Here is a 22018-nt window from a genome sequence, read left to right on the forward strand (position 1 = left end):
AAGCCTCGATCAGTGATCGGGGTTTTTCTTTGCTTAAAATTTAATTTAAAAGAATCCAAAAATAATTTTTACCTAATTTTGCAAAATGTTAATAGAAAGCTTCCAGAACGAAAAGGTAAAATATATCACCAAACTTCTTACAGATAACAGATTTAGAAAAAAATCGAACGTTTTTGTAGTGGAAGGACAGCAGGAAAATGAAAGGGCACAGCATTTTGGTTTTGAACCTGTTGAATTTTTTATTTGTGAAAAAATTTTCCAAAAGGATCTTCCAAAAGGAAAAATCCATTTAGTACATGATAAAGTGTATGAAAAAATTGCTTATCGTGGGAGTTCTGAGGGAATTATAAGTGTTTATAAAACTAAAGAAGCAGATCTAAATTCATTTGTACCTAAAGAAAATTCTACCATAATTATCGTAGAAGGCGTTGAAAAACCGGGGAATTTAGGAGCTATTTTAAGAAGTTGTGAAGCTTTTGGTATTGATGCGCTTATTGTTTCTGATGGAAAAACAGATTTTTACAATCCAAATGTAATTCGTTCTAGCGTTGGCTGTCTTTTTGGAATGCAAGTTTTTCAATCAGAAAATCAAGAAACATTGAATTTTCTACAGAAAAATAATATCAACATCTACACAACGATAATGGATGAATCTGCGGAAGATCTTAGCAAAAGAGATTTTAAACAGAAATCTGCTGTGTTATTTGGAACAGAACATTCGGGTTTAAGTGATTTTTGGATTGGGAAAGGAAAGAATACATTAATTCCGATGGCAGGAAGCATCGACTCTCTGAATTTGAGTAATGCTGTTGCAATTACTTGTTATGAAGCTTTAAGACAAAAGAAGAATTAGCCATAAATTTAAATAATAACATCGAGAATAAAGCATAAAAAAACCGTTCCACAAGTGAAACGGTTCTTTTATTTTCGAGTAAGAAAAATTATTTCTTAGCAGCTTCTTCTTTTTTAGCTTCTGCTTTGATTTCTTCTTTAGCAACTTTAGCGTCAGCTTTAACTGAATCTTTAGCAGCGTCAGCAGTTACATTAACTGAATCTTTAGCAGCGTTAGCTGTAGAATCGATAGCTGTAGTAGCAGAATCAGAAACAGCAGCAACTGAATCAGTAGCACCTTCAGTAGAAGTAGCTTCAGTTTTTTTACAAGCAACTAGAGAGATTGCAGCGATAGCAGCTACGAATAATGACTTTTTCATAATAAATTAAATTTAATTTTGTTAATATTGTTTTATAAATCTTTTTCTCTGTTCGGTTATTTGAACAAGACAAAGGTAGAACAGATTAAAAATTTGTTTAGGAAAAATAATTGTAATACCTTTGTAAAATAGTTTTACAAATTAATACTATTGAAAATCAACAATTTAATTACTTTTAAATAAATTGACAGACTTAGATCTATTACACTTTGAGCAACTGAAAAAGGATGTACAGGCTCAATATTTGAAAGAACATACTCCTTCCTATGACGATATTTCGAAATGGAAGGGAATTGATATTATATATTTCCAGGAAGATCTTCGCAAAAAAGCAAAAGGAAACATCAGCGAAAAATCTTTTTACACCTACTTTAAAAATTCACCTGTTACAAAATTACCGAGAATTGATATGCTCAATTTACTGAGTATTTATACGGGTTATGATTCATGGTACGGATTTAAAAAGCAACATCTTTTTGCAGGAGAATTACTTCAGGATGATGGTGATCTGAATGAAGATGAAATCAAGGAAATTGAAAAAATAGTATCTGATGTTACAGATATACCTAAAACTGAAATTACACCTCAAAAAACAGAGCTAAAAACATCAGAAAATATTGATTTACAAAAATCGATTACTGATAATCAATCAATTAATAAAAAAACAGAATTATCACCTTTATCAGAATCTGAAATAATAAAACCCAAGAAAAGTTTTTTCAAAAAGAATGCGTGGGCATTCATTACTGCCCTTTTGATTATTATTACCGGAATTTTAGGTTTTAAAGATGTACTTTTCCAAAAAACATATACTTATTGTTTCACCGATGCCGACAGAAATCAAAATGTTCAGAGTACGATTGAAATAAAAGTTATCAAACAAAATGAATCTCCTCTATTTTATAGAATAAAACCCGGCGAATGTTTCCATTATCTTACAAAAGATAAAAACCTGCGGATGCAGATCAGCTCTACGGTTTACGAAAATCTGGAAATCAACAGGAATCTGGAGAATGCTCCTGAAGAGGAAACCATCGAACTGAAACCTGACGACTATAAAATGGCAGTATTTTATTATTCGACAAAAGATGTTTCGGGAAATCCTTCGGAACAGATTAATATTAAAAGACGACAGCTTGAAAGCCGCATCAGCAATGATGCCGTTATTTCTCAAATATATGATAATGAGATCTATGGAATTGAAACTTTAGACAAGCAAAAATATATTACTCTGGTTACAACGCCTACAACCTCTCTTAAAAACCTTTCTGTTATTGAAATGAAAAAAGACAAGAAGGGAAAAATAATTTCCATTAAATTTAAAATCTCAACAAACAATGAAAACAATAAATAAATTTTGGATTTTTGTCATGTTGATGGGCTTATTCACTTCTTGTGTAAAAAAAGAAGCTCAGACAGTCAGCGATTTAGATAAATTAAGAAACAGCAATAACAGAAAAACTTACCCAGCCGTTCAAATGGACAGTGTTCAGGTTATTAATGATATCACAACGCAAAAAGTTCAGCAATTATTGGAACTTTCAACTTTATATTTATCCGGCAATAGGAACACGGAGATTGACACAACGATTTATTCTCAAATGCAGGGTTATTTTCATGAGCCGGATAGTTTAACCTTCAAACCTTTATTTAAAGAACTGGAAAGTTTAAAAGTAAAATCGGTAAAAGTGAACAACCTGAAAGTCTATAAAGAAGTTTATAATCAGGATACACTGGATCTTGCCAAGTTTAATGTTGAATATTTTGACAATAAAAATAAATCTCTGGGAACTTTTGAAAAGAACGCACAATATACTTTGCAATCTTATCCTGTGAAATTCAAAAAGGAATTCAAATTTTACTTCCTGAATTTTTATTCTAAACCTAAAAAAGACAGCACTTCAGTTGGAGTAACCAAATAGTCTAAGGGAATATCATTTTCCCAGACATCATCGATATTTTCATCGGGGTTAAAATAATTAACTCCGATTTTTTTTGTCTTAACGGATATACTTTTAAAAAAACCGTCATAAAAACCTTTTCCATAGCCTACTCTATTTCCTTTTGAATCACAATAAAGCAGCGGTGTAATAACAAGATCAAAATCAAGAACCCCTGAATCTTCATTAGAAATAGGTTCAGAAATTCCCCAACCGTTCACTTCAAATTTAGAATCAGCAAAAATTTCAACTGAAATCAATTGTTTATCTACAATTTTCGGAACAAAAACCCGGATATTTCTGCTAAGAAAGTAATCAATAAAAATATCAGTTCTTATTTCATTAAACTTTTCAATCGGAATAAAAATATGTATTTTCTGTCCGGAAATTGGTTTAAAATAATCGATAAAAGTATTAAATATCTTTTCCGATAACAAGAAAGCCTCATCGGTTGACAAGGCTTTTCTTTTTTGTTTATATTTTTTTCTAAGCTCGGCTTTTAACATAATTATTATGCATTTAAGCTTCTAAAATTTTATATAATTTATCTGACAAACGAATTCTGAAAGGAATTTCAAAAGTGATCTGATCTCCTACTTTTGCCGTTTCACATGGACCTCCATTCGCAAAAATCTCAGTAATGGTAAATTCCTGTTCGCCCGTTGTTGGTCCTGAAACTAATACTTTATCACCTACAGAAAGTTCTTTATTTTCAATTAAAAACTGTCCGATTTTTGATTTTGAATAATAATGTTCGCCTTTTCCAATCAAAACTTTTTTTACTGCTAATTTTGCACGAATATTTTTCGTTTCTGCTTTTGCTAAAGTTTGCGTTGATAAATCTCCGGAATGTTTGAATTTTAATGCATCAGATTTTCCTTTTCTGAACACTTTATTTCCAACTTTTAATCCTTTTCTTAATGCAACCTGCTCTTCCCAAGGCAAATGAATTGTTTCCAGACATTCTGTAGAACACGTATTTTCCATGGCAGCTTTACACTCATCACATTGGATAAACAATAAATGACAAGCATCATTCGAGCAGTTTGTATGATTATCGCACGGTTTTCCACATTGATGGCACTGTGAAATGATATCGTCTGTAATTCTCTCTCCTAATCTATGATCGAATACAAAATTTTTCCCGATAAATTTACTTTCAATATTTTCTTCTTTGATTTGGCGTGTATATTCAATAATTCCACCTTCCAATTGGAAAACATTTTTGAAACCCTGATGTTTGAAGTAAGCACTCGCCTTTTCACAACGAATTCCTCCTGTACAGTACATCAAAAGATTTTTATCTTCTTTAAAATCCTGTAACTGCTCGTTAATAATCGGCAAACTTTCTCTGAAATTTTCCACATCAGGAGTAATGGCACCTTCAAAATGACCGACTTCACTTTCGTAATGATTTCTAAAATCTACTACAATCGTATTTGGATCTCCAAGCATATCATTGAATTCCTGTGCTTTCAAATGAATTCCTTTGTTGGTTACATCGAAAGTATCATCATTCAAACCATCGGCAACGATTTTATTTCTGACTTTTATCGTCAACTTTAAGAATGAATGATTGTCCTGATCAACAGCAACATTCAATCTGATTCCTTTCATAAAGTCGTATCCCTCCAAAGTATTACGAAAATCGTCAAACTGGTCCGCAGGAACACTCATTTGAGCGTTAATTCCTTCGTGTGCAACATAGATACGACCAAGAGCATCAAGTGCATTCCAGGCTATAAATAAATCGTCGCGAAATTTTTTAGGATTTTCAATGTTGGCATACGCATAGAAAGACAGAGTAAGACGATCCTTACCAGCTTCATCAATAAGTTGAGCTCTTTCTTCTGCGCTTAAGGTGTTATACAGTTGCATGCTATAAACGTTTTAAGTGAGAATATTTTTGCAAAGATATAAATTTTTCGTGAGTGTTTTGTTTGAGATAAATTGTAGCTATTATGAAATATATTATGTTTTCAGACTCTGAGCAACAATCTGAAATTTAGAGTCTGGAACCTCAAAGGATGATTGGATTTATTGATTGTACGAATTAAATTTGTGTTTTTAGAATCCAATGTTACTTTGAGGGATGATTAGTTTTAAAATTATTATCTGGATATTTGATAAAAATCTATGGTAGGCATTACTGTTTGGTTGGCAATGCCAATGTATCTGAAATCCACAATATCTCCAGGCGAAAAGTAAATTGCAGCTGTACCTTCAGCCTCTATCGGTGTACCTGCTGTGCTTCCTGCTGCCAGTGTTCTTTTAAGAGTACCATTCACGAAAATTCCGATGCGTCCAGACTGAGAGGTTGAAGGCAAGAGTTCTGTGATATATGATGCATTGATCTGATAAAGCCCAACTCCATTGGGAGAAATCGTAAAGCTGTCTGTAGCAAGATCAAAGTCATTGGCTGTTTTTCCAAATGTTTTAGTGGTAAAATCAAGTTTCGTCCAAGTCCCGGTTGATACGCCATCAGGAATTGCTTGGTAAGTTGTTCTTGTAACAGAAAAATAGGCTTCAGCATTTTGTGCTCCGATAGTAGAGTTTTTGCTCACCCAGCCTGTCCCGTCCCAATAGTATTCTCCAACACCTTTAGCGGGATAAGCTGTTGAGCCTGATGTGAGATCTGGGTTTGTATTGTATACCGTCATTCCATGAGCAGCGGGGCTGTTGAATGTTCCGTCCAGAGGAGCCCAAAAGAGAGTGCCGGAAAGGAAAACCTGAGGCAGTCGCAAGCCTTTTCCTGTACTATTAAGCTCTAATAAGCTTCCGAAAAAAGGTGTTGAGGTTCCAATGGCAGTTCTTCCCTGAATAATCATTCCGTTGGTGGGCGCTGCAATTCCTGTATAACCCGCACCTATTGATTGATTACCATTAACTGTTAAAGTATTCGTAGGTGTTTGAGTGTTAATGCCTACATTTCCTGTTTGAGCGTTAAGTATAGCAAAATATCCTACTATACTTAATAAATAGATAATTTTTTTCATGTTTTTTTTCATTTGTTTCTGAGCCAAAAGTAATTTGTTTTTAGAAAGTATTAATAATAAATGTAGTACCAATAACACTACACGCTTGTACTAAGAATACTACAATAAAAAAACACCGCAATTTATTTGCGGTGATCTATGAGACAACTCTATGAAAAAATTGATTAGTATTTTATAATAGGCATCATAGCTACATTTCGTGGACGAGATACTCCATATGCGTAATCGCTTCCATTATCGCTTACATTAATTAATTGTGTATTTGTAGAATTATCGCTATTTCCGTTGTTTGCCTTTACTGTGTTAGGGTAATTTGCTGTATACACATCATTATACAGAAGATCCCAACCCAATCCGTTTACCAATGTAGGCATTAATGTTCCTGTACTGGCAACAACGAACGGAATAACGGAGTCCATATTAGGTCCTGCTCCTCCGGCAATGAATGATCCTTTTTGCCAGGTTCCTATTACTCTTCCGGTATCTACCCCTCTGCTATTATCATATCCACGGATAAATTCTCCTCGCAGATCAGGTAAATTAAAGGTTGTGCTTCCATTACCTATTCCATATCTTGTTCCTAAAACAGCAAATAAATCTGCATAAGTAGTTCGGCTAACGGCAGAACCATCACATTCAAGATATCCGTCCGGGAGAACGTTTGTGGCATAATAAAGAACTCCACCGACAGGAACACTTCCTGCTGCAAGGGCAGCTACTTCTGCTTGTGCTTTGGCTTCTTTTATTTGTTTTTTAGATGAAGCTAAAGTCATTAATTGTACCCATTCGGTTCCGTTGTTAATGTATAATCCCGGAGTAAGGTCTCCAACTTTTGCAGTATTGTAGATTACCATTCCCGCAACATGCTCTTTTAATGGAGCAGGGCTGTCGGAGGATTGTAAACTAATGCTTGGGAATTTTACTCCTTTATTAACGCTGGCAATATCCAAAGCGGCATCTGCATTTGGATATATTGTACCAATTCCTAAGTTTCCATTGGCTGTTACCACTACGTCGTTAGACTGTTGTAAGTTCGTTGGTTTGTCTTTTAATGGGTTGTCCTTTCCTCCGTCAATATGTAAGGTTGCTTGCGGATTAGTTGTATTAATACCGACCTGAGAATAAGCTAGAATACTTCCCTGAAGAAGGATTCCTAAGATTAAAGTTTTTTTCATTTGTTTGTTATTTATTAATTACAGTATTGTATTTAAGGGAATTAAAAAATTGCATTTGTGTAACTCTTCGTACGGTGAAGTTATTGGTTTTGCAAAGAATACAAAGAATAAAGTTTGTACTAATATTACTACATACTGTACTAATAATATGACAATTACTATTTTTTCGTAAATAAAGTGTACGATTTCAACAAAAACCAGCCCGAATTAAGTTCATCAGATGTCGATTGGGCAGAATTTGAAAAAGATTACAATTCCCGCCTTCATTATGAAAGTATGATTGCCAGACTCGAAAGCCTTGTCATTAGGCTTAAAAATGCCAAAACACTTCATGATTACGATAATTATCAGGCGGCACTTACAGAGTATTGGTTTACTGCTTTTAAGGCGGGAACTGCTTCCCCGGGATTTGGAGTAAAACAGCTCTAGCTGAAACAGTTTTTCAACAGAACGGCTAAGCCGGGTAAAATTACTTCCGAACCAAAGGGAGAATCCATTTAAAATTTTTCAAAATACATTGTATTAAATAAGCCCGGAATATAGGTTCCGGACTTTTCTTTTGGTGTGATTGAGTAGTCTGTTGCACTCCGGCAGTTCTCCGATGTGGTTCTGTAGTGAAGTGTTGAGGTTTCGAACTGCAAGTCTGAGGCCATTTAGCCTAACTTTGACGTTCCGTACACCAACATTGGGCTGAAGAACCTCAAGACTGGGCATCAGCAACCCGAAATTTGGGGTTCGGAACTTCAAATTTGGTCTCATGAACGTCAACGCTTTACTGTAGAACCTCAAGCTTGCAGTTCGAAACCTCATCGGAGCAGTTTTACAGATCGTTGTTTCGTTATTTTGATTGGTGAACCGCAATAATCATATGACAGGAATATAATAAAAGAACTATAATGAATTAGGATAACGTATTCTGACATGATTACTAAAATGATGTAAATAAAAATACCACAGTAGGGAACCCGTGGTATTGAAAAGAAATTAAGTGTATGATCATTAAATTCTATGATTTATTATGCGACAACTTAATATGCTGAATAAATTTTTTTATCTTAATATGTTCTTAAAATCATAATTCTGAAATTGACTTATTTCTGATATTCTACGAACATATAACCTTGTCCTCCGAAGCCTAATTGATCTCCGTCAGCTGCATGAAAATTAACTCTGTAATAAGTCTGGTCAGTATAAGAAAAGAACATGAATTGAATATGACCATCGTTATAACAGTCTACGCCAAATACTCCCGGAATGTTATCGAAGGTAGTTCCTATTGAACTAGCATTATTGTAATGTAGTGCAGTTGGACCGGAACCTTGTGATGTCATATATTGCCCATGAACGATTCCAATATTAGCAGCTCCGGTAATTGATCTGCCCTGTATAGTTGTATAAGGAAGCGCTCCTCCTGAAGAACAGTTTCCCGGTATTACTTTAAATTCTAATGTTCCTATCTGAAGTGTTGGGCTTTCTGTAACCGTTGCATTAATAGGAAAAGAAACAAATCTTGTTTGTATTGGAATCGTGCTCTGTACTACTACATTTCCTGAACCATCAACACCCAGAGCTGCTGAATTATTAGTAGCCGGTGTTGTATTGTTAATATTGGATAATTTCAATCCTGAAGTACCGTTTGTACCCGATGCTATTTCCAGTTTTGCAGTAGGTGCCAGTGTACCCAACCCCATATTTCCTGCATTATTTATAATAGCGTCATTGGCGGATTGTACAGCACTCGGTACACCTGTCGCAGGGTTGTCTTTAGCACCATCTATATGAAAGCTGCCTTGTGGATTTGCTGTGTTTATACCAACCTGAGCGAATAATTGCGTTGATATGGAAAACAACGTGAGTAAAATTGTTTTTTTCATTTTGTATGTAAGTTTTAAATGTTAGTACTGACTATTTGAAAAAAGATAAATCGGTAACCCTGCAATATCAACTGCACAATGTATAATCTTTAGAAGCTGTTTTCTGATCAACTACAGATGAAAGGCTTTGTACATATATATGTGTTTTTAGAATCTATCTACTGAATTCTTGTAATGATGTAGTTGGAATCGGCCAAATATCCGTTGGTTCCTGAAGTATTATTATAATAAACTGACATTGTTTCGCCCGCTGCCATAGTTTGAATGGTAAAAAACGCAGCTCCGATTGTACCATTAATAACAATTCCTACCGCCGTACTTTGTACGATTGTGGTTTCATTCTTTCTGAAAGAAAATATCATTCTATTTCCGGGATTATTAGTATTAATCATTGCGCATGAAAAGTCAAAACGGTAAACTCCTGCTGTAGGTGCTGTAAAGATCCCCGCATTTGTCAAAGCTGCTGCCGGTGCACCACCATATCCCGCTGTTGTAGTATAACTCACGGTTCCTGTTGAGCCTTCTCCGCCATAGCTGAAAGTGGTAGGATTTACGCCATTTACTACATACAATCCAGTATATGTATTTTCGGTACCCATGGATATAACATTTCCGCTGCTGTCTACACCAAGGGCAGTTTTAGTGCCTGTAAATGCCGGGGTACCGCTATTTAGATTAGAAAATTTCAATCCCGAGGTTCCTGTTGTACCCGATGCAACTTCCAGTTTTGCAGTAGGTGTTCCAATACCAATACCTACATTTCCGGTTCCTGTAAATCCTAAGTTGTTTCCGTTTAAGTTTACATTTCTTACTCCTGCAAGGCTTCCATCAGCATTATAAATATTGGCTCCGTTTCCTGTAGCCATTTTTACCCAGACTGTTCCATCGAAATAATAAAATCCTACAGCATCTATATTGGCGGTTGTTCCGGTTGCAGTTCCTGTAGCGATGTTATTGACGTAAATCATGGTAGAAACAGGAACCGAAGTCATGCTTTGGGCACGTTGTCTGTCTACTCTCGGAATCAAAACACCGTCTACTGTATTAAGGGTTCCGGTGGGTGCTTTAGCAGTAATGTCAAGAGTTGCGGCAGGTGTTGGTGTATTAACACCTACTTGTGCGAAAATCTGTACCGAAAGTGACACCATAGCTAATAAAAATAATTTTCTCATTGTATCAAGGTTTTAAATTTAAGTAATAATTAAAATCAGATAGAAAAGACCATACTTATCCCGGCTTACTAGAAATAGCTTATGCCTTAAGATTCTGAAGTTATTTTCCTGAACTTCAAATTTGTGTGTTTGGTGAAATGGTGGAAAAGAATGTTTTCTATGGTTTATTAGAGTTATTCTTTTTAAAAGATTTAAGAGTTAATATTCTGTTAATCTCTTTGTAAGCAGTGAGGTTATGAGTCTTTTTAATGATTATTTTTTTTAAAATCCTGTGTCAAAAATATATGAATTATTATGGCTTTCATAATAATGTTTGAACGAATGATACTACATGTTTGTACTAAAAATACTACAAAACAGTCCCTACATATTCAATAGCTTAATTGTAGTCATAGTATGACAGATTTGTAGTATATATATTACAAGTTATATAATTGGAAAACTTAATGTAATAGATACATTTGCATTGTAGTTAGTATAAGGGTTTATTTGAAATAAAGCTACACACAGTGAGGACACTTATTAGTGATAATTGTCTTTTTTTTCATCCTGATCTGTCGGATGTGAGGTCCGGCAGATCTTTTTTAAGAATATTTTTTCAAGCAGCCAATAAGGCAACGATTCTAAAAGCATTAAAAAACTTATCATAAATTGATGGTACTTACATCCCAATAATCCATCAAATGGAAACATCAGATCAAAAGATCTGATGTTTATTTTTTTACGAAAAATTTTTCTTAGTTATTTTTTTGGAATATTGTGGCTGCTGTTGTATATTTTCAGAAGTTCGATGAGGTTGTTTACTTCCAGTTTTGCATACACTCTTCTTTTATAGGTGCTTGCGGTAGTCATTTGGATATTGAGTGCGTTGGCGATTTCCAGATTTCCGCTTCCTTCTGCAAGAAGCCTGAAAACCTGAAGTTCTCTTTCCGATAGAACATCATTCACGTCCTTTTTATGTTGATGTTTAGAAAACTGCTTTATTAATTCGGGAGTATAATAAAAACCGTCTTCAAAGACTGAGTTTACCGCTTTTATTAATATTTTTTCACTGCTCATTTTATTTAAGAAACCTTCTGCGCCTTCCCGGATATACTCTATTGCAACATTTTCTTTATAGGATGAGAACACGAGAATCGGAAGATCTTCCTGAATCGTTTTCAGTTCGCGGATCATGTATTTGAAAGTACTGCCTTCCATGTCTATATCAAGAATCAGCAGATCGAATTTCGCTTCCTGAAGTTTATTTTTTACTTCGTCGTAGTTTTCTGCGTAATCGCAGGAAATGTCTTTAATGTGGCTTTCCAAAACCAATGCAGTGCCCAGCCTTACCACAGAATGGTCGTCGGCGATCAATATTTTTTTAGTCATAGTGTGTTATTTTTTAAGATGAAGTTTTACAATAGTTCCTTTCGGTATATTTTCATGGAAAGTAATTTTTGCTTCTAACTTTTTAATGAGTTGAATTACCATATGCAAACCCAATCCGTAGTTTTTAAATACAAAATTTTCTGTTGCTAATCTCTCGGATACCTGAGAGTAGTATTCTATCTGAGTTGGAGTCATCCCCTTTCCATCGTCAAATATACCAATTTCTACTTGGGTGTTTTCTTCTCTTGTTTTAATGAGTATTTCGCCACTTTCTGTATTTTTTACGGCATTGTCTATCAGATTATGAAGAATTGCTGAGAGTATATTTTTATTTGTTTTTATCATCAACTCAGAATCACACAGATTCATTATGGTGGTATTTTGCTCTAAAGCCATCTGCTCAAAAAGAAGCTTTTTATCTTCCAGTATTTCAAAGATAGAGCAGGCTTCTTGGTCTAGGATATTTTCTTCTTTATACAGCTCATTGTATTCTTTTAATCCCAGTGTAAACTTAAATAGCTGTTCGGAAGTTTTATGAATACTGTCAAAATATTTTTTCTGAGCATTGATATTATCTGCTTCACTTAATTTTTGTGACATCAGGGAAATAAATCGAACAGGTGTCGTAATATCATGGCTGATGCTTTCCATAATCTTCTGTTGATATTCAGATTCGTTTTTCAGTCTGGTTTTGGTCTGTTCAAGGCTTTCGCTGGTTTCTTTCAGCTCCAGATTTTTGCTGTCGAGATTACTTTTTAATTTTTTATTGATACTTCTCAGGAAATTTGTCCGCAGCTGTATAATGATCAAAATGCTGATAATTCCTATTAATGCAATGAATGTTTTAAACCAAAGTGTTTCGTAAAAAAATGGCTGTATCTCAATGCGTATTTTTTTATAGGCAAATTTTCCATCTTCGGAAGTCAGGAATCTTACATGGAGGTAATAATTTCCGGGGCGTACATTGGCTAAAATATATTTTCGGTCGTTTTTAGCATCTTCCCATTTATCATTTTCGCTGTTTTCGAGTCTGGTTTCCAGATAAATATTTTCGCTGTTATGGTAATATGGGAAATCAAAATAGATGTCAGCAGCATTATAATCACTGCGTAATCGAAGCGTGTCTTTAAAATTAATATTATTTTTGCCGTTTTTGGCTCTTTCTATAAATAATTGATGAGGTTTAGGATAATGCGTTTTAATTTCATTAGGATTAAAAAATACAAAGCCTTCCATTGATGGAAATACAAAATCTCCATTTCCCAGAATATTCCCACTGGGATTTGAGCTTCCGTTGAATTCATTATTCAGAAAGCCATTTTCTTTGGTATAACGGTAGTAGGTGATTTTTATGTTTTTGTCTTGAACATAATCCAATAATGCTTTTTTAGAAACTTTGAATAATCCGTTATTGGAAGAAATCCAGAAAAACCCTTTTTGGTCTTCCAAGATATGATGGGCGTTGGCAACATTTCCACCTTTGTCATAGGGCATTCCAATTATTTTATATTTTTTAATAAGAAAAAAACCTTTTCCGTGTGTTGTAAACCAATAATTGCCGTCTTTTGTCTTTTGAATTTCTTTTACAACCAATCCTTTGGCTATGTGCCTTATAATTTTATGCTGAGAAAGTGAAACAATAAAAATTCCGTTACTGGTTCCTACATACAATTGATTATTACCTGCATCTTGTACAAAATTCACAAAATCTTTAAATCTGAAAATATTTTCTGCTTTTTTGAAGTGGTCATCAGGAAATACATTCAGATAATAATAATTGAATGCGGCATCTGCCATATTCACAGCATATTTTTTATTGATCTTAAAAATGCCCTGAACATTTCTTTCCGGGAAACTAATAGAATCTTTTTTGTGATAGTTTGAGTTCTTAAGTATTCTGTGAATTTTGTTAAATTCTACATGTAAGAGATTAGACGAATTATCATACAAAAGATAACGTCTGTCGTATTTTGTATTTTCAGAAAATTGTCTGTCAACTTTATCTTTGAAAAATTCGAATCCCTGTTTGGTAATAATAGAATGAGAAGTAAACGGTTGTGCTTCATATACCACTTCACCAGTAAACGGAACATTTTTTTGTGGAACATAAAAATTGGAAAGACTGATAATATTCAATCCTTTTACCACATTTCCCAAATACAGTTTATTGGATTCTGCATCGTAAAACATACAATACAATAATTCTTTCTCAATTTTTCTGTATTCTATGAGAAAGGTGAGTGTTGGTTTGCCATTTTGTAATTTGCCGAGGTATATATTGCCATTTTTGATTACAAAAACCTGTTGGGTTCCCTGATGCCAGTATATTTTTGCTTTAGGGTCATTGTAAAGTGAAGGCTGATTGTCATATGAAACTGTTCCGTTTTTTATAATAATCGTTCTTCTGTTTTTAGGATCACCGACGTAAATAGTATTTTCGTGAACAAAAACATTTCTTAGGAGTTTGAGAGGAAATTTTTTTAAAATTACTTTTTTCGTTTTATTTTCTAAACCGTACTCAACTTGTTTGCCGTCGAAAAAGTACGTTCCTGAATTTGTTTTAATGTAATAATAATCTATATCAGGATAAAAAACGGAACTAAAGCTGTTCTTGTAGAATTTCTTATACTGTTTTCCGTCTATTAACGAAAAAGTTCGGGATATATTTTTATCAGGTATAGTTTTTACTGTTCTGCCGGAGATCAAAACACATTGTTTTTCCCAATTGTTGAAAACAATAAATTTATCTTTTTCATAAATAAGAAAGTCTTTAAAGTTTAGATTCTCAATTTTGAAATTATTATACAAAAGAAAACTGTTTCCGTCAAACCTAATAATTCCGCTGTCTGTTGCCAACCAGATAAAGCCGTATTTATCTTTTGTGATGTCTTTTACACTGTTTTGAGGAAGTCCCTGATCCATGCCATACCATTGGGATGTATAATGCTGAGCACTAAACATCAGTGGGAAAAATATAAAAATAAAGCAACGGAACTTCATTAATAATATTTGGTTATGTTAGTTTTATTTCTGCAAAGGTATCTACAATTTGTAGTAATAATTCTACAAATTGTCAATTAATTATTACATTTTAGTATAATTAATTTTAATAAAAAATAATTATCTACGATGAATTCGCTGATGTCTTTTGATAGTAAATCAAAACCTCCCGGTTGGAGAGGCTTTGTTATTTATTTAAAGTTGTTGTGTATTTACTATAAAGACTTACTATACAGTCAAGTGAACTCTATAAAGAATGAGAGTCTGTTTTTTTTCATTAGTTGTATTTATAAGAGTACAAAGATAAAGGAATTACCTATTGATTAAATAAAACAAAATATAGTAAAAATCCTACATTCATGTACTAAAATTACTACACTAAAAGTCTGGAAATAAAAAAGCTCTAATAATAGAGCTTCTTAATGAGTAATTGGTAGTCTATAGGAGAATCGAACTCCTGTTGCAAGGATGAAAACCTTGAGTCCTAACCACTAGACGAATAGACCAAATTTTGAGGTTGCAAAAGTAAGGATTAACTTTTTAACTTCAAAATTATTTTCTTACTACCTAAAGACTTTTTGGATAACCGAATTTTTAATTCCTTTAGCCTCAAGATCTTTCTGTAGTTTCACTGCATCTTCCAATGAATATAATTTTCCGTAGGTATAGTAGAAAACTCCGTTTTCTTTATTTCTTTCAACATCTTTCAGGGTTTGCATCACATATGAATTACCATTCAGTTTTTCACCTACGTAGACTTCAATCGTATAATACCCTGTATTCAGTTTTTGATTAGGCATAAATCCTACCGCATATGCATTTCTGAATCCTGCGTCTTTAGCCGTTTTAATATTAATATCTCTTACCGAAGCAAGATTGGTAACACCATAATAATATTTATAAAGTCCGTTTTCTTTAATTGGAAGAATATAATTCAGTCCTTTTAAAGCAGGATCACCATCATTGTATTTTGTAGGAGAGCTCAGCAATAAAATTCTGAAATCATTTTTTAAAGCAATTTCTGCCAATTTATCCGGTTCCGGTTTTTTAGTGATCGTCTGAACTCCTGATTTCCTGTCGATTGCTTTTTTATAATCAATAATTGCTTGGTAGATACTTACGGAAATTTCCTGTTGTCCTTTTTCTGATGCCAAATAGTGACTTTCTTCAGGGTGATTGATAAATCCTGTTTCGATAAGCACAGAAGGCATCGCGTTCATACGCAGAACGTGAAGGTTTTTCTGCCAAACTCCTCTTGACGATCTCTTATCTTTATTCACAAAATTATCTTCAACCAAACCTCCTAACAAAAGGCTAGATTCAAGATATTTGCTTTGCTGAAGTTTCAGGGCAATTAAAGATTCCGGGGAGCTTGCATCGTAAGAACCGAACGTTTGCTTATCTTTTTCGTCCAAGAAAATCACATCATTTTCTCGTTTTGCTACTTCAAGATTAGTATCATTTTGATCCGGTCCCTGTACATAAGTTTCAGTTCCGTAAGCAGTTGGTCTTTTAGAAGAATTACAGTGTATGGAAACAAAAAGATCTGCCTTACTTCTATTGGCGAGATTTGTTCTGTCGGATAATGAAGGATATTCATCGATTTTTCGGGTATAGATTACTTTGAAATCTTTATTTTTTTCAAGCATTTCACCAACTTTCAGAGTAATGGCAAGCGTAACGTCTTTCTCTGCAATTTTCCCAATATCTGCATAGCTTCGGTTGGCTCCATGATCGCTTCCTCCGTGTCCTGCGTCTAAAACAACGGTAAATTTCTTTTGTGAAAACATAAAGTTATTAAGAAGGAGAAGGAGAAATGATAAAATTATTTTAAAATTTACTTTGTGCATCTTACAGTTTTAAAAATTATATTAATTTTGAGCCTTGAATTATATACATTAAATATAACATAAATTGGTCAAAACCGTCTCCAAAAATATATTACAAATTTTAATTATCCTAATTTTTAACAATTTTTTAGCACAACAAACTCCTGAAAAATTGCCTGAAAATACGGTTAATGATACTATTCCCAAAAAGGATACCATTGTCTTGAAGAAAGAATCATTAGAAGATATTCTTCAGACAAAAGCAGACTTCCAGCGCAGGGATTTCCAGAAAAAGATGATTTATCTGAACAAAAATGCGCAGGTAAAGTATCAGGATATGCAGATTGATGCAGATTATATCTCTATTGACGAGCAGAAAAATCTTATGTATGCCAGAGGAAAACAAGATTCTTTAGGTAAAATTATTGAACCTGTAATCACCACTCAGGCGGGAAAAAAATATGAGACCGATGAGTTCAGTTATAATACCAAAACCAGACAGGCAATTGCTTTCAATGCAAGAACTGAAGAAAGTGAAGGGGTAATTGTCGCTGAAAAGACAAAAAAGTATAATGACAGCGTCTTTGCGATGAGACGGGCAGATTATACGACAGATGATTATTTCATTAAGAAAAAAGATACGGCAGCCGATTATTTTCTGAGAGCATCTTATATTAAGTTAATTAAAACAAAAAACAAATCTTCCATTGTTTCCGGACCTATCTGGCTGTATATCGAAAATATTCCGACTCCTTTAATTATGCCGTTTGCGATCTTGCCGTTTTCGAGTAAAAGATCTGCAGGTATTTTGATTCCAAGTTTCGGGGAAAGACAGGATGTAGGATTTTTCTTAAACGGAATAGGATACTACCAACCCATCGGTGAGCATTTTGATATTAAAGTGCTGGCAGATATTTATACAAAAGGAAGCTGGAACTTAAGACCTGAAACCAATTATATCAAAAAATACCGTTATTCCGGGAATTTCTCTGCAGATATCGGTACCGCCGTACGAGGTATTAAAGGATTGGATGATTACGGAAAAACACGAACATACAGAATTGCGTGGAGGCATTCACAGGATGTAAAAGCTAACCCATTTCTTACATTCTCTGCTTCTGTGGATATTGTAAGTACCAAATTCTACAACAATACGCTAAATAACAATTATATTTTAAATCAAAATGTATTAAATACGCAGCAAAACTCCACTGTTACGCTTACGAAGAGATTTTTAAAACTTCCCGCAACGATCACGGGAACGGCTTCTTACTCTCAGAATTTTGCAACAGGATTGTCGGATCTTCGTTTGCCACAGATGAATATTGCGATCAATCAGTTTTATTTATTTAAATCAAAAACAGGCGTTAGACAAGGATTGCTGGAAAATATTACAGTAAATACGGGAATCAATTTAACCAACTTTGTACAAACCGACGAAGGAGAACTTTTCAAGCAGGCAATGTGGGATAAAATGCAGACGGGACTGAAAAACAACATCACTTTAGGAACCAATACAACGGTTGCAAAATATTTTACATTCAGTTTAGGAGCTAATATTGATAATGCATTAACGACAAAAACGGTTGAGAAGTTTTATGATCCTATCCAAAATAAAGTCGTGACAGAAACGGATAAAGGTATCAACGGATATTCTACATTTTCAACAACGGCGAGTCTTCAGACGACCTTATACGGAATGCTTAACTTTAAAAAAGGTTCTGCTATTGAAGCGATCAGACACATGATCACACCAAGTTTAGGGTTTACATATTCTCCGGATTTCGGAACTTCAAGATTCGGGTATTTTAGAAATTATTATGATGCAAACGGAGCTTTAACACCATATTCTATTTTTGAAGGCGGAATTATAGGAAGCCCTTCAACAGGAATGGTGGGAGCGCTTGGCTTCAATATCGGGAACAATATCGAGATGAAAGTAAAGTCTAAAAGTGATTCTACCGGAGTAAAAAAAATCAAGATTTTTGAATCTTTAAACCTTTCAGGAAGCTATAACTTTGCAGCAAAAGATCACCCTTTTTCTATTGTAACCATCAACGGGCAGTCTTCTTTCTTTAATAATAAATTGAGTGTAAATACAAGTTTATCATTAGACCCGTACAAAATTATTTATCTTCCGGGACAGGATGCGGGAATCAGAACTGAAGATTTCGGAGGTTTCAGTGTACAGGGTTTCAATGTTCAGATGTCTTATCCTTTGAGCAACGAAATATTCGGAGAGAAAACAGATTACGGTAAAAAATATAAAACAAAAGGAGAAATCAGGAATGAGAATTATTATTTTGATGATGATAATTATGCACATTTCGATCAGCCCTGGACATTAAATATAAATGCCAATTATGCTTTCACGAAAAGTTCCGCTTCAAGAACACCGACAAGATTAGCATCAGTTGGTTTGGATGGAAGCTTAAAATTAACGCCTTTCTGGAATATCAACGGAAGTACGCATTATGATATGGTAACGGGAGATTTGGCGTATACAAGAATCGGTTTTTCGAGAGATCAGCGAAGTTTTACGATTAATTTTAACTGGGTTCCTTTCGGACAGTATAAAGTGTATGATTTCTTTATCGGTATAAAAGCCAATATCTTAAGTGACGCATTGAAGTATAAAGACAGAAGTTTTACACAACCTAATGCTCCTTTTTAATATCGGATTGATATTTGATTATGTAAATAGAATATAAATTTTATATTTGCACCCAAAATAAATTCTAATGAAAAAGATAATCAATACTGTAAATGCTCCGGCAGCTATCGGACCTTATTCACAAGCAAATATGGCGAATGGTGTTTTATACATCTCTGGTCAGATCCCTGTAGATCCTGCAACGGGTAAATTGGTAGAAGGAATTGAAAAAGAAACGCACCAGGTAATGAAGAATCTTGAAGCTGTTCTTACAGAAGCAGGAATGACTTTTAAAAATGTTGTGAAAGCTTCAATTTTCCTTAAAAGTATGGATGATTTTGCAGTAATGAATGATATTTATGCATCTTATCTGGATGCAGAAAGCTATCCGGCTCGTGAAACGGTACAGGTTTCTTGTCTGCCTAAAAATGTTGATATCGAAATTTCTATGATCGCACATCAGGATTAATGAACTTTATAAGAAATACTTTTGCGGTTATTGTAGGTCTTGCGATTGCAGGGCTCATTATTACTCTTGGGATAAGAATATTTCCGCAATGGATTACTTTCGATGCTTTTGCTCCGTTTGAGCATTGGCAGAGATTTCTTCAGAGTATGCAGAACGATGGTGCTTTCTTCGGATTCCTTTTGTTTATTTCCGGTTTGGGAACTACAGTGGGAGGAGTTGCGACGGCTATCATTGTTAAATATGCCAAAGTGGCTTATGCGATACTTATTGGGTTTATTATGCTGTTTATAGCCATGCTGGATGTTATTATTTTCCCATATCATCCAACGTTTTATAAAATCTCAATTTTTCTTACTTTCTTTCCTTTTTCTTGGATCGGAGGTAAGATTGTAGCAGTTATTTATGAACGGAAAAAGAAGAAAAAAATCTCCGAAAAAATGAATAAATCATAAATAAAAAACGCTGCAGACTGCAGCGTTTTTTGTTGATATGAAGAAAAATTAGGGTCTTTATTAAGGCATTTTAAAACCTCTAGTATAAATCTGTCCGTAAGCGTCTACAAATTTTACCGATACATTTCCTGAATATTTGTCAAGAACTTTCTCAACATCTTTTTGAGAGTTTACCGGTTTACCATTAATTTCAACAACGATATAATTATCTACAATTCCTATTTTGGCAATCTCGCTTCCTTCAGTAACATTTTTAGCAACCACACCGCTATTTAAACCATAATCTGTTTTAAATCTTTCACTTAAAGGCTCAAATTCAGCTCCGATTTTTTCACTTACACTAAGGTCAGCTTTTGTTCTTGTAGAAGTTCCTCCTTTTTGATCTCTTAACGTAACTGTTGTCGTAGTATCTTTACCATTTCTTGAATAGGTAACCTGTACTTTATCACCAGGGCGTTTGCTTCCGACAGCCATTGAAAGATCAGCAAAATCGGTGATCGCAATATTATCAATCTTATTAATGATATCTCCTTTTTTCAATCCTGAAGATTCCGCACCGCTGTTTTCTCCAAATCCGGTAACCAAAACTCCTGAACCTACTTTAAGATTGGCCTTCTCTTGTTTGTTATAAGCAGCAACTAATTGATCATTGGAAAGATCTAATGAAGTTACTCCCAAGAATCCTCTCTGTACAATACCGAAGTTTTTAATATCTTCAACAATTTTTCTCGCTAAATTCGCCGGTACAGCAAAGCCGTATCCTTGATAATAACCTGTAGTAGACTGAATGGCAGAATTAATACCAATCAAATCTCCATTTGTATTTACCAATGCTCCCCCTGAATTTCCAGGATTAATCGCCGCATCTGTCTGGATGAAACTTTCAATAGGATTGGCAGCTTTTCCCTGTGAGCTTAAAATTCCGATACCTCTTCCTTTAGCTGAGACAATTCCCGCCGTTACTGTAGAATTTAATCCCAATGGATTTCCTACGGCAAGTACCCATTGTCCAACATCGATATTATCTGAATTAGCAAAATTTAAATATGGTAATCCTTTCTCTTCGATTTTCAATAAAGAAATATCAGTGTTCGGATCTGTTCCTATTAATGTTGCGATGTAAGATTTTTTATTGCTTAATACAACTTCAAGTTTATTGGCTCCTGCTACAACATGATTGTTTGAGATAATATAACCGTCCGGCGAAATAATTACCCCTGAACCCATACCTGAAGGCATATTATCAGGTGTTTGCTGTTGTTTCTGTCTCTGTTGTCCTTTTCCTCCGAAAGGATCTCCGAAAAAGAAATCAAACATATCCTGCTCAGAAGCTCTGCTTGATGTTCTGGATTGATAGTTTTTGATCGTTACCACAGCCGGAACCGTTGTTTTTGCTGCTTTCACGAAATCATCGCCTACCGCTCCGGAATTCATTCCTGCAAAAGAAACACTGGATGCCGATTTTGTAAAGTATGACTGGTCTCCGTTGTTGGAATCATGATTGAAATATTGTAATGCTCCAACGGTAGTAGCTCCTGACATAACGCCTACTACTGCAAATGGTAATAGTTTTTTTAAAGTACTCTTCATTGTATATCTTTTCTTTTTTAATTGTTAATTCTTGTGTTATTGTAAACAAATTTAATGCTAAATAGGTATGCGATTAGTATGTAATGTTTCAGTTTTAACTAAAATTTAACGAGAATAACATTATTTTACAGGTTATGTCATAATTATTCAAGTCAATTAACAGAACTTAAAATTATATTAAATGACATTTTGACATATTGTAAGATTAACTAAGTCATACAAAAGTTAAATTTGATATTTTATATGTCAAAAATTCTACCAATTAAGAGCTTTAAATTTTATTAAG

At 34.2% G+C, this 22018-nt stretch carries 18 protein-coding genes and 1 tRNA gene; 7 read left to right on the plus strand and 12 right to left on the minus strand.

Annotated elements, in window-relative coordinates; translation table 11 throughout:
* The first annotated feature begins 85 nt into the window (after positions 1-85).
* Positions 86-853, plus strand: coding sequence for a TrmH family RNA methyltransferase (locus tag ASG22_RS17690; protein WP_055987541.1), 768 nt, complete (start codon positions 86-88; stop codon positions 851-853).
* A gap of 88 nt (positions 854-941) precedes the next feature.
* On the opposite strand, the gene ASG22_RS17695 is transcribed toward ASG22_RS17690, so the two are convergent.
* Positions 942-1211 (minus strand): hypothetical protein, encoded by a 270-nt coding sequence (locus tag ASG22_RS17695; RefSeq protein ID WP_055987542.1) that lies wholly within the window; start codon positions 1209-1211, stop codon positions 942-944.
* A gap of 184 nt (positions 1212-1395) precedes the next feature.
* Between ASG22_RS17695 and ASG22_RS17700 the strand changes: the two genes are divergently transcribed.
* A complete protein-coding gene (locus tag ASG22_RS17700) occupies positions 1396-2565 on the plus strand; it encodes a hypothetical protein (protein ID WP_055987543.1) in 1170 nt (389 codons plus the stop codon).
* Positions 2549-3133, plus strand: a complete 585-nt coding sequence (locus ASG22_RS17705; protein ID WP_055987544.1) for a hypothetical protein — start codon at positions 2549-2551, stop codon at positions 3131-3133. Before ASG22_RS17700 ends, ASG22_RS17705 begins: the two co-directional genes overlap by 17 nt.
* Here ASG22_RS17705 and ASG22_RS17710 read toward each other — a convergent pair.
* The 4 genes from ASG22_RS17710 to ASG22_RS17725 form a co-directional block, all read right to left on the minus strand.
* Positions 3085-3657 (minus strand): 5-formyltetrahydrofolate cyclo-ligase, encoded by a 573-nt coding sequence (locus tag ASG22_RS17710; RefSeq protein WP_055987545.1) that lies wholly within the window; start codon positions 3655-3657, stop codon positions 3085-3087. The two genes, ASG22_RS17705 and ASG22_RS17710, sit on opposite strands and share 49 nt — an antisense overlap.
* A gap of 13 nt (positions 3658-3670) precedes the next feature.
* Positions 3671-5029: a rhodanese-related sulfurtransferase gene (locus tag ASG22_RS17715; RefSeq protein WP_055987546.1), complete on the minus strand. Its 1359-nt coding sequence runs from the start codon at positions 5027-5029 to the stop codon at positions 3671-3673.
* A gap of 233 nt (positions 5030-5262) precedes the next feature.
* Complete coding sequence (locus tag ASG22_RS17720) at positions 5263-6147, minus strand: hypothetical protein (protein ID WP_131726210.1); 885 nt, start codon at positions 6145-6147, stop codon at positions 5263-5265.
* Positions 6148-6311: 164 nt separating this feature from the next.
* A complete protein-coding gene (locus ASG22_RS17725) occupies positions 6312-7322 on the minus strand; it encodes a phage tail protein (RefSeq protein WP_055987548.1) in 1011 nt (336 codons plus the stop codon).
* A 177-nt stretch (positions 7323-7499) separates the two neighbouring features.
* Between ASG22_RS17725 and ASG22_RS17730 the strand changes: the two genes are divergently transcribed.
* Positions 7500-7751, plus strand: a complete 252-nt coding sequence (locus tag ASG22_RS17730; protein ID WP_185113822.1) for a hypothetical protein — start codon at positions 7500-7502, stop codon at positions 7749-7751.
* Between the two features lie 662 nt (positions 7752-8413).
* Here ASG22_RS17730 and ASG22_RS17735 read toward each other — a convergent pair.
* The 6 genes from ASG22_RS17735 to ASG22_RS17760 all read right to left on the minus strand — a co-directional run bounded on the left by ASG22_RS17735 (position 8414) and on the right by ASG22_RS17760 (position 16589).
* On the minus strand, positions 8414-9196 hold the full coding sequence (locus ASG22_RS17735) for a hypothetical protein (RefSeq protein ID WP_055987549.1): 783 nt from the start codon (positions 9194-9196) through the stop codon (positions 8414-8416).
* Positions 9197-9354: 158 nt separating this feature from the next.
* Positions 9355-10368 carry a hypothetical protein gene (locus ASG22_RS17740; protein ID WP_055987550.1) on the minus strand — a complete coding sequence of 338 codons (1014 nt, stop codon included), beginning with the start codon at positions 10366-10368 and terminating at the stop codon, positions 9355-9357.
* A 741-nt stretch (positions 10369-11109) separates the two neighbouring features.
* Positions 11110-11739 (minus strand): response regulator transcription factor, encoded by a 630-nt coding sequence (locus ASG22_RS17745; protein WP_055987551.1) that lies wholly within the window; start codon positions 11737-11739, stop codon positions 11110-11112.
* A gap of 6 nt (positions 11740-11745) precedes the next feature.
* The gene (locus tag ASG22_RS17750; protein WP_082505042.1) at positions 11746-14739 is read right to left on the minus strand and encodes a sensor histidine kinase; all 2994 of its coding nucleotides are present in this window, start codon (positions 14737-14739) and stop codon (positions 11746-11748) included.
* Between the two features lie 431 nt (positions 14740-15170).
* Positions 15171-15245: transfer RNA gene (locus tag ASG22_RS17755), tRNA-Glu, on the minus strand.
* Positions 15246-15302: 57 nt separating this feature from the next.
* Positions 15303-16589 carry an N-acetylmuramoyl-L-alanine amidase gene (locus tag ASG22_RS17760; RefSeq protein ID WP_055987553.1) on the minus strand — a complete coding sequence of 429 codons (1287 nt, stop codon included), beginning with the start codon at positions 16587-16589 and terminating at the stop codon, positions 15303-15305.
* A gap of 64 nt (positions 16590-16653) precedes the next feature.
* Here ASG22_RS17760 and ASG22_RS17765 point away from each other — a divergent pair, with 64 nt between their 5' ends.
* From ASG22_RS17765 to ASG22_RS17775, 3 genes are all read left to right on the plus strand, one after another.
* Positions 16654-19242 (plus strand): putative LPS assembly protein LptD, encoded by a 2589-nt coding sequence (locus ASG22_RS17765; RefSeq protein WP_055987554.1) that lies wholly within the window; start codon positions 16654-16656, stop codon positions 19240-19242.
* 67 nt (positions 19243-19309) lie between these two features.
* Positions 19310-19690 (plus strand): RidA family protein, encoded by a 381-nt coding sequence (locus tag ASG22_RS17770; protein ID WP_055987555.1) that lies wholly within the window; start codon positions 19310-19312, stop codon positions 19688-19690.
* Positions 19690-20142 (plus strand): hypothetical protein, encoded by a 453-nt coding sequence (locus ASG22_RS17775; RefSeq protein ID WP_055987557.1) that lies wholly within the window; start codon positions 19690-19692, stop codon positions 20140-20142. Before ASG22_RS17770 ends, ASG22_RS17775 begins: the two co-directional genes overlap by 1 nt.
* Positions 20143-20202: 60 nt before the next feature.
* Here the strand turns inward: ASG22_RS17775 and ASG22_RS17780 are convergent, their stop codons facing one another.
* A complete protein-coding gene (locus ASG22_RS17780; protein ID WP_055987559.1) occupies positions 20203-21732 on the minus strand; it encodes a trypsin-like peptidase domain-containing protein in 1530 nt (509 codons plus the stop codon).
* Between the last annotated feature and the right edge of the window lie 286 nt (positions 21733-22018).

Origin of the sequence: Chryseobacterium sp. Leaf405 (genome assembly GCF_001425355.1) — a bacterium.
Taxonomy (GTDB): Bacteria; Bacteroidota; Bacteroidia; order Flavobacteriales; family Weeksellaceae; genus Chryseobacterium.

What these genes read in the sequence shown, in the direction of transcription:
- ASG22_RS17690 (WP_055987541.1), top strand. Translation starts at nt 86, where the DNA reads ATGTTAATAGAAAGCTTCCAGAACGAAAAGGTAAAATATATCACCAAA.
- ASG22_RS17695 (WP_055987542.1), bottom strand. Translation starts at nt 1,211, where the DNA reads ATGAAAAAGTCATTATTCGTAGCTGCTATCGCTGCAATCTCTCTAGTT.
- ASG22_RS17705 (WP_055987544.1), top strand. Translation starts at nt 2,549, where the DNA reads ATGAAAACAATAAATAAATTTTGGATTTTTGTCATGTTGATGGGCTTA.
- ASG22_RS17710 (WP_055987545.1), bottom strand. Translation starts at nt 3,657, where the DNA reads ATGTTAAAAGCCGAGCTTAGAAAAAAATATAAACAAAAAAGAAAAGCC.
- ASG22_RS17715 (WP_055987546.1), bottom strand. Translation starts at nt 5,029, where the DNA reads ATGCAACTGTATAACACCTTAAGCGCAGAAGAAAGAGCTCAACTTATT.
- ASG22_RS17720 (WP_131726210.1), bottom strand. Translation starts at nt 6,147, where the DNA reads ATGAAAAAAATTATCTATTTATTAAGTATAGTAGGATATTTTGCTATA.
- ASG22_RS17725 (WP_055987548.1), bottom strand. Translation starts at nt 7,322, where the DNA reads ATGAAAAAAACTTTAATCTTAGGAATCCTTCTTCAGGGAAGTATTCTA.
- ASG22_RS17735 (WP_055987549.1), bottom strand. Translation starts at nt 9,196, where the DNA reads ATGAAAAAAACAATTTTACTCACGTTGTTTTCCATATCAACGCAATTA.
- ASG22_RS17740 (WP_055987550.1), bottom strand. Translation starts at nt 10,368, where the DNA reads ATGAGAAAATTATTTTTATTAGCTATGGTGTCACTTTCGGTACAGATT.
- ASG22_RS17745 (WP_055987551.1), bottom strand. Translation starts at nt 11,739, where the DNA reads ATGACTAAAAAAATATTGATCGCCGACGACCATTCTGTGGTAAGGCTG.
- ASG22_RS17750 (WP_082505042.1), bottom strand. Translation starts at nt 14,739, where the DNA reads ATGAAGTTCCGTTGCTTTATTTTTATATTTTTCCCACTGATGTTTAGT.
- ASG22_RS17760 (WP_055987553.1), bottom strand. Translation starts at nt 16,589, where the DNA reads ATGCACAAAGTAAATTTTAAAATAATTTTATCATTTCTCCTTCTCCTT.
- ASG22_RS17770 (WP_055987555.1), top strand. Translation starts at nt 19,310, where the DNA reads ATGAAAAAGATAATCAATACTGTAAATGCTCCGGCAGCTATCGGACCT.
- ASG22_RS17775 (WP_055987557.1), top strand. Translation starts at nt 19,690, where the DNA reads ATGAACTTTATAAGAAATACTTTTGCGGTTATTGTAGGTCTTGCGATT.
- ASG22_RS17780 (WP_055987559.1), bottom strand. Translation starts at nt 21,732, where the DNA reads ATGAAGAGTACTTTAAAAAAACTATTACCATTTGCAGTAGTAGGCGTT.